Here is a 9,011-nt window from a genome sequence, read left to right as displayed (position 1 = left end):
TGCTGGGGGTTTTCGTATTTATGGATTGCGTGGTCATGACACACCGCTCGTGCCGTACCGCTATGCTTAAACGAACGCAACAATAATATTCAGGTGCGCCAAGGTGGCAGAGTCCGGCCGAACGCAGCGGCCTGCAGAGCCGCCCACCGCCGGTTCAAATCCGGCCCTTGGCTTTTCTACGATACTCCAACGCCGACAGACGTGTTACTGCGCTCGAGCGGTCGGTTCAAGCCTTGGCTGTGTCACTCGCTAGATCCTGCGCCCACAATTATGGAGTTCGATCTCGACGCACAGCGTGAGCGTGATCCGGGAGTTACAGCAGCGTATATCCGGGGTGATTCTGATGAGCGTCGTGTTCGACCTCAAGTCTAACCGCGGTGACGAGGTGGTGTGTAATTTCGGATCAAAAAGACAGCGCATTAATATAAGCCAGCACTCGCTAGAGCGGTCCGTCGCTGGGGTGGCCGGACAATCCGGGCTGTCTGGTTTGGATCAACTGTTGCTACCTGTCGCTCACGGAGTTGTTCGTCGTAGAAGCGGGTCGGGCGCGATTATGAACTACCCGGAAATGCTCGTGGTTCGAGAGCACAAGGCGCTCCCGTCATCACGGAACAGCTTCGCTGTGTCTTCCTGGTCTCGTTCAAATCGCTTCGGATACGCGAACTGCTCCGCACGTATTTGTTCGCAGCAGAGTAGCGGGCCGGGCGCGATTTGAACACGCGACCGTCTGGTTAAAAGCCAGACGCTCTGCCAGACTGAGCTACCGGCCCTGTACATCCTACTTTTGGGGTTATGTGGTTAAACGTTTCTTTCTTCGTCGGCCAGCGGACGGTCTCGAGGGGGCATAATCGTGTGGAAAGCCGACATGCGTACTGTGACCGTCACTCGAAGTACTCCTCGAGTGCGTCGCTAACGATCGTCCCGGGTTCGACGCCATCGATCGAGGCTTGGCGGCGGAGATCACGGTAAGTTGGGGGCGAGAGCGTAAGCTCGAGTTGACCGAGCGTTACGCCGTGTTCGGCGAGTGCGTGTTCGATCGGGGTGTCGTTGTTGACAGCGCTTGCAATGCTGCGGACCTCGCGGACGGTAAGGGGTCCGTCGAGGGTGGCCCATGCAAGGAGGAGTCGCGCTTCGCCGCCGACGCGGGCGATGTGTTTGGCGGCTGTGGGTGCGATACGGCCGAGTGCAACCTGTTTACGGACCGATCGGGGGAGGTCGTGGACGCGAGCCCACTTTCGAATGAACGAGACGGTTGTATCGCCGCCGGCACGTTCGGCTGCGGCCTTGTACGACCCTTCACCACGAACAAGAGCAGCACAGGCAGCGGCACCGCGAAGCATGTAGAGGTGATCGTCGTTGATTTCGCCGTTGGCGAACTGGCGGACGGTCTCGGCGGCGTCAGCGAGACTGTTGGGATCGTCAGGATTGAACTGAACAGCGTCGCGAGCACGAGTACCGGTGACCGATTCGTCGCCCCGGATAACTGGTGCACCGACGGGCGACTCGCGGTCCGTCGGGATTGAGCGGTCGTCGTCACGACGGCGGTGTGTACCGGGTCGATTATCAGTCATGGTCTTTCAGTAGGAGACTTAGGGGGAAAAATGTCGCTACCTGTGCCAGCAGCTTATTCACCGCGTTTCTCGGCGAGGTGCTCCCAGATCTCTGTGCACCCTGCTCCTTCTTCGATGTCGTCGAGATGAGCGTCGTCCCGGTCGTCGTCTTCGTGTTCGTGAGAGATCGGCTTTGGTTTACATTCGGCCGTATCAGTCATGGATACGCCTTCGAACGGCGGGTGCATAAGTACGGCTTCGGCTGCAAGCGATACCCCTGCTTGGGCCTATCGGTTAGTGATGCCGCTATCCCGGACACCTCGTGTTGGCTTGGTCTGCGCTGAGGCTGTACGCCCCGGCACGTCAGGGTGCGAGTCAGTTCGCGCTGTCGTGTCGTTTGCTGTTTGCGGCAAAAGCCTCCGATAAGTGAGGCAGCCTTCGAGAATGAACGACTGATATGGTCTGCTGTGCGTTATTTCTGGCACGACCGCGAGCAGTCCTGGGCCGCACCGGTACAGCAGGCCGTATCAAGTGAGACGATCGGGCGCCAGTACTATTTTTGGTACTCGACGCGCTATCTTCGAGCGTGACAACGCAGGCACCCGGGATCGGCGATGGCGGCGGGCTCTCGATTCGGGCCGCTGAGCGGGCCGATCTGCTCGCTGTCGTCCGTATCGAGAACGAGTCGTTCGCCCAGCCATGGCCCTACAACGCTTTCGAACGGTTTCTCGGTGAGCCTGGCTTTCTCGTCGCGCTCGATGGAGCCGATGCGATCGTCGGCTACATCGTTGCCGATGTCACGCAGAACTTCGGACAGCGACTCGGCCACGTCAAGGATATCGCCGTCTATCCCGACCGCCGTGGAACGGGCGTCGGCACCGCGCTTCTTACACAGGCACTTGCTGTGCTTGCGGCCCACGGTGCCGAGACAGTCAAACTCGAGGTTCGATGCTCGAACGACGGCGCGAAGCGACTCTACCGAGAGTTCGGTTTCGAGCCGCTTCGGCTCGCTCCGGGCTACTACGAGGACGGCGAGGACGCAATCGTGATGATTCGGAAACTCGAGTAACTGATCGACTCGTGTGAGCGCTCTCGTCGAGCGCTGTCGGGCGTGGCGTTTTACTGTCGGCGCTCCTAGTAGCGAGCATGAGCTACGCCTGCCCCGTCTGTGACACCGAACAGGCAGACGCCGTCCATCTCGCGAATCACCTCGCGATCACCGCCTCGCTTGGCCGGCAAGACCACAGCGAGTGGCTCGCTGAGCACGCCCCCGAGTGGAGTGAGTGCACACCCGAGGAGTTGGGTGAGATTGTCAGCCAGTACGCTCCTGAGATCGATACATCTGGAGTCGAGGCGTCGAGCCACGGACACGACCATGGCCGTCCAGAATCACTCGAGGAAGGACTTGCCCGGCAGAGTCGCCAGCCCGGCCGCGGGGCGATGTCTGCTGAAGCCGAAAGCGTCCTCGAAGAGGCAAGGGAACTGACCCAGCAGATGGCGTCTGATGATGACGATGACGGTTCTGCCGACGAAACCACGGCTGCAACGGGGTCGACGGACGACCCGAGGACGTAGGCCAAACGCGTAACTGGTAACTTGATGCCCCAAGCACGTCGAGGTATGCACACTGTCGGGACGGTTTCGCCTGCGTCGATCGAGGAAGCGCGTGAGTACTACGAAGCTATCGGGCCAGCGGCACAGACCGTCGTTCGCGAGGTTGCAAAGGCCATGGAGTTCGACCGCGAGGAGTACGACGACCGTGTCACGGGCGACGTCGTCGAGACAGCACGGGATGCACTGTTTGCAAGCCTGCTCGAGGTCCACGTCGGGAGTCGCGAGGCGTTCGACGACTGGCAGGACTCGTACAACGGCGACGTCACCGTCGTTGGCCACGAGAACGTCGACCGTGTCGTCTGGCACGCCGGTCCTGGCGACGAGGCCGTTGCCGCCACGTTCCAGAACGAAGAGGAGGCAGCGATTGCGACACTTCGACGGCAGGCGTTTGGCCGGCTCTATCGAGAGCGGATCTGATCACACAGTCACCGGAACCGACGAAACGGCATCTATTACGGCCTCGAGACCAACACTCCGTGGTAATGACGACACCTGACGAGTGGGACCTCCGCGAGGAAGTCACCGAGTACGAGACGCCGTGGTACGACGGTGGGTACGACTTGCTCGAGCAACCTGACGGCACCGAGAAACGGTACTACTGGGCGGACCTGCCGCCGGCAGTGGTTGTGGTTGCCCGAATCAGCGCCGACGTTCTCGAGTCCGTCGACGGAACTGATGGAGATCACCTGCTGTTCGTCGAGCAGTATCGGCCGACGATCCGGGAAACGCATCTCGAACTCCCAGCCGGAATCGTCGAAGATGGAGAGTCCTACACGCACGCCGCAGCCCGCGAGCTTGAGGAAGAGACTGGCTTCAAGCCATCGAGCACCGCGCTCTTGCAGGAGTACGCGGTCGCAACCGGCGTACTTCGTCACGATCGGGGAGTCGTCTACGCCGAGGGACTCGAACCTGGCGAGCGCGAACTCGACAACAACGAGTTTCTCGAGGTGACGACGGTGCCGATCGAGTCGGCGCTCGAGCGTGCACGCGAGCAGCCGGCAAACGACTCGACACTGACCTCGCTGCTGTTGGCGAAAGAAGACGGATTGATCTGAGTTGGCGTCAGTTCGGGCTGCTGTAGTAACACCTGAACCGATGAACACACAGATCGCATAGCCGTCAGGCGATCTGGTGTGCAGTGACGTGCAGTGGCTACTATGGTTACTTCGAACCGCGACTCAGGAGCGAACGGAGTCGACCACTGCCGCCGGGTGTCTCGACCGTTCGATCGTGTGTCTCGTCGAACGTTGCCATGACTGCCAGCCCGACGATACAACACAGGATGATCGCGCCGCCGACGGCTGTCAGCGTCGTCAGGCCACCGAGAAACAGTCCGACGACGAGGATGATCGAGCCGATGAGCTGGCCGACGAACAGGGCCTCGAAGGTCAGTAATTCGCTGTTCATATGGTACCAAATGACGCCCACGTAGATAACCGGGATAGACGACCTACCGGACTGTCAGTGTTTTAGATGGTTTCTCGGAACTCCGTCGGCGGAAGTAGGTTCTCGAGTGACGCTCCGGGTAGCCTGCGAGGGGAGTTGTGCGTCGGGGTCGACCCGTGGCCTTATTCTGCAGGCGTCCCAAGCCGGATGTGATGGACGGCGAAATCTCTCCCAATGAAGTCCACGACCTTCTCGAGGACGATGCCGACGTGTGTATCGTCGATATTCGTGATGCGCGGAGCTTTGCACACAGCCGCATTCCTGACAGCGAAAACGTTCCGTTTCACGAACTCTCGAGCCGGATCGAAGAACTCGAAGGCGAAGACCACATCGTGACCGTCTGCCCACACGGCCAATCGAGTATCCAGGCAGCCCGACTCATCAGCTCCTACGAGGGTACCGCGGACGCCCGCGTCGAGAGCATGGAGGGCGGGCTGGATAAGTATGGTCTGAAGTTCGGACTCGTCAGCGAGTCAGACGACGCCGATGACACTGACGAATCCGCGAACGCTGAATCTCCCTTTTGAGCAGGCTGTCGCTACTGGTTGCCTGGACGTCCGTGTCGTGTAAAAAACGCAGTTGATGAAGAAGCGATACGCGAGACGGCCGTGGGGTTCGGAAGTCGTCTCAGACCATCGCGGGCATCAGGCGACGTTGAAGCCGCGGTCCCGAAGGAAATCCTCGATGCGGCCAGTATGGTTCCCCTGGAGTTCGATGTGGTCGTCTTCGACAGTCCCACCACAGGCGAATTTGGACTTGAGATCCGACGAGAGACTGTCTAAGTCGACATCCTTCGGATCGAATCCTTCGACGATCGTTACCTCTTTTCCGTATCTGCGCTCGTCAATGCGGATATTGAGTTGCTGTTGTCCCTTGGCCACGTCTTCGCAGACGCAAAGTTCCTCGGGCAGCCCGCACGTCGAGCAGACTTCCGACATTACGGTCGATGGTACGAAACGGCCATATTAAACACTATCGGGACCCGCATCCCGTCGCGTGATTCTTTTTGAGCGTGTAATGAATTATCAGCGCCATCTGCCGAGCGCTGGGAGCCGCGCTCGAGTGAGATCGTCGACGATCGCGACCGATTCGTCGGCGGCTGCCTGGCTGACGCCGCCGCCGTATACGGCCTGTTCATACCGTTCGAGAACCGTTTTTGCCCGTGGATCGATCGAGTGCTCGTCCGCCGCGAGGGCATCCAGATACTGTCGGGCCGACTCCGATCGCTCTCGTGGCCGATACTCGCGGGCGAACAGCTGCTCGAGGCGCTGGTAGGCCCGCTCTGCATCCTGGTTGGGGTCGTCTCGAGGGCGTTGCCAGTAGAGACCGAGTTCCCGACGGGCGGTGGCGCTCGCCCCGGTTCGGTGGACGCCGGCGACCAGCCCGACGAGCGCGATCAGCCCGATTGTGGCTGTTTCACGCGAGACGGTCACCAGTGATAACAGGCTGTTCCACAGCCCGTCATCGTCGTCGACACTCGCGTTGGAGGCTGCCTCGGACTCGGTGTCTTCCGACTCGCGGTCGTCTGTCACCGTTTCGTTTTCGTCGGTGGAGTCGGGCTGGCCGTCCGCTGGTTCTTCGATCCCGTTGTCGGCGTCGGGCTGTTCGATCTCGTCGGGTTCGGTGTCAGAGACGGGGTCGTCGGCGCTCGTTTCGGTGTCGACGCTTTCGTCGCCGTCCTCGCGGGCCTGTTCGACGCGGTCACTGTGGACTGCATCGCGAGAGTCGCCGGGTGTTGGCTCGAATGCAACCCAGCCGTGATCGGGGAAGTAGACCTCGACCCAGGCGTGGGCGTCCGTTCCGCGAACGACGTGTTCGTCATCAGCGACCTGCTGGCCGCTCGTGTAGCCAGTGACGTACCGAGCCGGAATATCCTCGGTCCGCAGCATCTGGACCATCGTCGTCGCGAAGTAGACACAGTAGCCCTCGTCCATCTCGAACAAGAACGCCTCAGCGACGTTGCCGTCGGGGCGCTCGACGTCGAGCGAGTAGCCTTTCGACGACCGGAGATGGTGTTCGATGGCAACTGCCTTGTCGTACGGCGTCTCGGCGTCGGCGGTGATCGATGCGGTCTCGTCCTCGAACTCACTCGAGGTCCCTTCGGGCGTCTGCAGGTAGTCGAAGCCGTCGATGATCGGCTCGGGATAGTCCGTTCCCGCCGCCCGGAGCTGTTCCGGCTCGGGGTCGACGATCGCACTCTCGACGGCGTACTGATCGCCCTCGAGGATTGGGGATTCGGGATGGACCTGTCCGTGTCGAGAGAGTTCGGCGTGCTGGGCGAGATCGCCGTCGATGGCGAGTGGCTGGGGTGCCGTCGGCATCACACCGAGCGTGGTTTCGGCGGTAACGACCTGTGAGACGCGTTCGTACTGCCCGGGCGGTTCCGGCAGTTGATCGTCATACGCCCTGTTCTCACCGGTTCGAATCCAGCCATCGCCGGTGTACCGATCGTACACACCCGTTCGCCAGTAGGATGCCTGTTCAGCTTCGACGGTAAACCGCACTTCGGGCGAGAGCTCGACTGGACCGCCGATCTGGGATTGATCAGAGGCGAAGTCCATCGTTCCCTCGAGCGTGCCTGGATCGCTCCCGGCGAACTGTTCTGTCGTCCCGGAGCCGCCGGGAACGAACGTCACCGACAGCGAGAGGACGACGATCAGCGCAAAGAGAACGGCGAGCAAGTCCGCCTGCGCGATCGAGCCGCCTCGCCGCTCGAGTTCGCCGAAGGCGATGGCCCCGACAGCAGCGAGCGTGCCGACCAGGGTAACGATCGTCCCCGCGTCGCCGGTCAACACGAGGAAGACGAGCGCGAAGCCGCCAGGAAGCACACTGAGTGCGTACCGGCCCCGAACAGCGAGATACCACGAGAGGAAGACGGGTGCGGGGACGAACGCGAGTGACCAGATCCCTGCTTCGACCATCCGGAGCAGCGGGAGCCCAGCCGCGAGCGCGGCCGTATCGGAGACCACTGTGTCGCTCGCCGTTCGGACGATACCGATGCCGACGCCGCTGCGCTCGAGATAGTAGGCAAAGCCGATGATTCCGGCAGCGACTGCACCGACCGTCGCCGTCCGGGGCCGGATTAGCCACGCGAGGGCTGTCGCCGCCACGAGCATTGCGCCGACGAGGGCGAACAGCGCCTGTGTCCCGCCGACGACCTGGGTTACCTCGTGGAGGACGTGGACGTACGACGCCGTCAGAACCAGAATACTCCCACACGCGAGCAGTCGAAACAGGGTGGACCCGATCGGCTCTTCGAGATCGAGACGAGCCGTTCGATCGCCGGTGTGTGATCGTGAGTCTGTGCTCATGTGGCCACCCCCGACTCGCTCCCGCTGTCCCGTTCGTGATCGGCGGGCTCGTTCCATCCCGTTCCATCTCGTTCTGTCAGCTGATCGAACGGGAGGACGCGCCCGTTCACGACGACCCGCGTTCCGTCGGCGTCGGCCTGGACCAGCACGTCTGCCTGCTGGCGCTGTCGCTCCTCGAGTTCGCCAGCCTCGAGCGTGGCGAGCTGGGCGAGGAGTTCGCGGTAGTGGGCTGCTCCCGAGTCCGGTTCGTAGTCGCCGTCTGGCACGTTTAGGCCGACGTTGACGCCGTCCTCGAGCAAGTGCGTCGTGACGCTTGCGACGGCCGTTGCCAGTTCGTCTGCCCAGCCGGGTGGACAGTCGGCGGCAATCAGTGCGGAGCCGACGTTCTCGTCTCTGGCGTACTCCGTGACGACGAGGTCGCCGTCGGGTCGTTTGGCGGCGGCTTTCCAGTTGACGTCACTCAGCGCGTCTCCACGCCGGTACTCCCGCAGATGATCGAACTCGTCCCGTGCCCGTCTATCGGTCGTCTCGACGAGCGTCTGGAAATCGGTTCCGGCAGCGCCAGCCAGTTCGTGGACGCGTGGATAGACGAGCACCGACGTCCGCTGCTCGTCGCTGAACCGACGCTCAACCAGGCCAAACACGTCGCTGATAGTGATCGTGAGCGGGCCGGTCTGCCTTTCGCCGCGGTCGGTGAGCCGAATCTCGTAGCTGAACCGATCGTCGCCCTCGAGGATCGTCTCGAGGACGAGGCTCCGACCCGTGTCGCTGCTGTCGTCCGCGGTGTCCGCGTCGGTTCCATCGATCGAGAGCCCATCGCCGACGGGTTCGTGGACGGTCGCTGCGACGGTCGCGTTGGTTTCGATCTCGAGGTCGACCGTTCGCTGGTCGCCAACGAATCCGTCATCGACCGGCGGACGGCTGATCTCGGGACGGTCTGCCCGGGCAGTCACGACCAGCCCGGCGACCAGCACGACCAGCAGTGGCGTGACGACGGCGTTCAGCGCCCGTGGGCCATACTGCCAGGCCATCGCAACTGAAGCGAGCACGACGACGACGACAGCCCAGCCGCGGATGGTCAGTCGCATGG

11 protein-coding genes and 2 tRNA genes are annotated in these 9,011 nt (G+C 62.0%); 6 read left to right on the top strand and 7 right to left on the bottom strand.

Translation table 11 applies throughout. The features are described 5' to 3' along the window. Positions 1-97 precede the first annotated feature (97 nt). Positions 98-173: transfer RNA gene (locus ACERJA_RS06585), tRNA-Cys, on the top strand. Between the two features lie 523 nt (positions 174-696). Here ACERJA_RS06585 and ACERJA_RS06580 read toward each other — a convergent pair. The 3 genes from ACERJA_RS06580 to ACERJA_RS06570 form a co-directional block, all read right to left on the bottom strand. Further along, positions 697-770: transfer RNA gene (locus ACERJA_RS06580), tRNA-Lys, on the bottom strand. Positions 771-881: 111 nt separating this feature from the next. Next, positions 882-1,571 carry a hypothetical protein gene (locus ACERJA_RS06575; protein WP_373607429.1) on the bottom strand — a complete coding sequence of 230 codons (690 nt, stop codon included), beginning with the start codon at positions 1,569-1,571 and terminating at the stop codon, positions 882-884. 53 nt (positions 1,572-1,624) lie between these two features. Further along, positions 1,625-1,771 (bottom strand): hypothetical protein, encoded by a 147-nt coding sequence (locus tag ACERJA_RS06570; protein WP_373607428.1) that lies wholly within the window; start codon positions 1,769-1,771, stop codon positions 1,625-1,627. 365 nt (positions 1,772-2,136) lie between these two features. Here ACERJA_RS06570 and rimI point away from each other — a divergent pair, with 365 nt between their 5' ends. From rimI to ACERJA_RS06550, 4 genes are all read left to right on the top strand, one after another. Further along, positions 2,137-2,619 carry a ribosomal protein S18-alanine N-acetyltransferase gene (rimI, locus tag ACERJA_RS06565; RefSeq protein WP_373607427.1) on the top strand — a complete coding sequence of 161 codons (483 nt, stop codon included), beginning with the start codon at positions 2,137-2,139 and terminating at the stop codon, positions 2,617-2,619. A gap of 77 nt (positions 2,620-2,696) precedes the next feature. Then, positions 2,697-3,125 carry a DUF5810 domain-containing protein gene (locus ACERJA_RS06560; RefSeq protein WP_373607426.1) on the top strand — a complete coding sequence of 143 codons (429 nt, stop codon included), beginning with the start codon at positions 2,697-2,699 and terminating at the stop codon, positions 3,123-3,125. A gap of 45 nt (positions 3,126-3,170) precedes the next feature. Then, complete coding sequence (locus tag ACERJA_RS06555; RefSeq protein ID WP_373607425.1) at positions 3,171-3,581, top strand: DUF5809 family protein; 411 nt, start codon at positions 3,171-3,173, stop codon at positions 3,579-3,581. 65 nt (positions 3,582-3,646) lie between these two features. Next, positions 3,647-4,219, top strand: a complete 573-nt coding sequence (locus ACERJA_RS06550; protein WP_373607424.1) for an NUDIX hydrolase — start codon at positions 3,647-3,649, stop codon at positions 4,217-4,219. Between the two features lie 106 nt (positions 4,220-4,325). Here the strand turns inward: ACERJA_RS06550 and ACERJA_RS06545 are convergent, their stop codons facing one another. Further along, positions 4,326-4,571, bottom strand: a complete 246-nt coding sequence (locus ACERJA_RS06545; RefSeq protein WP_373607423.1) for a hypothetical protein — start codon at positions 4,569-4,571, stop codon at positions 4,326-4,328. A 191-nt stretch (positions 4,572-4,762) separates the two neighbouring features. On the opposite strand from ACERJA_RS06545, the gene ACERJA_RS06540 reads away from it, so the two are divergent. Further along, complete coding sequence (locus tag ACERJA_RS06540) at positions 4,763-5,137, top strand: rhodanese-like domain-containing protein (RefSeq protein ID WP_373607422.1); 375 nt, start codon at positions 4,763-4,765, stop codon at positions 5,135-5,137. Positions 5,138-5,254: 117 nt separating this feature from the next. Here ACERJA_RS06540 and yciH read toward each other — a convergent pair whose 3' ends face one another. The 3 genes from yciH to ACERJA_RS06525 form a co-directional block, all read right to left on the bottom strand. After that, positions 5,255-5,548 carry a stress response translation initiation inhibitor YciH gene (gene yciH, locus ACERJA_RS06535; RefSeq protein WP_006065982.1) on the bottom strand — a complete coding sequence of 98 codons (294 nt, stop codon included), beginning with the start codon at positions 5,546-5,548 and terminating at the stop codon, positions 5,255-5,257. Positions 5,549-5,635: 87 nt separating this feature from the next. Continuing rightward, positions 5,636-7,921 carry a transglutaminaseTgpA domain-containing protein gene (locus ACERJA_RS06530; RefSeq protein ID WP_373607421.1) on the bottom strand — a complete coding sequence of 762 codons (2,286 nt, stop codon included), beginning with the start codon at positions 7,919-7,921 and terminating at the stop codon, positions 5,636-5,638. Beyond that, positions 7,918-9,009: a DUF58 domain-containing protein gene (locus tag ACERJA_RS06525; protein ID WP_373607420.1), complete on the bottom strand. Its 1,092-nt coding sequence runs from the start codon at positions 9,007-9,009 to the stop codon at positions 7,918-7,920. Before ACERJA_RS06525 ends, ACERJA_RS06530 begins: the two co-directional genes overlap by 4 nt. Positions 9,010-9,011 lie beyond the last annotated feature (2 nt).

This window comes from Natronorubrum sp. A-ect3 (assembly GCF_041821125.1).
In the GTDB taxonomy this organism is placed as follows: domain Archaea; phylum Halobacteriota; class Halobacteria; order Halobacteriales; family Natrialbaceae; genus Natronorubrum; species Natronorubrum bangense.
Note: the sequence above shows the minus strand (reverse complement) of the source record. Positions and strands in the feature narration are given on the sequence as shown.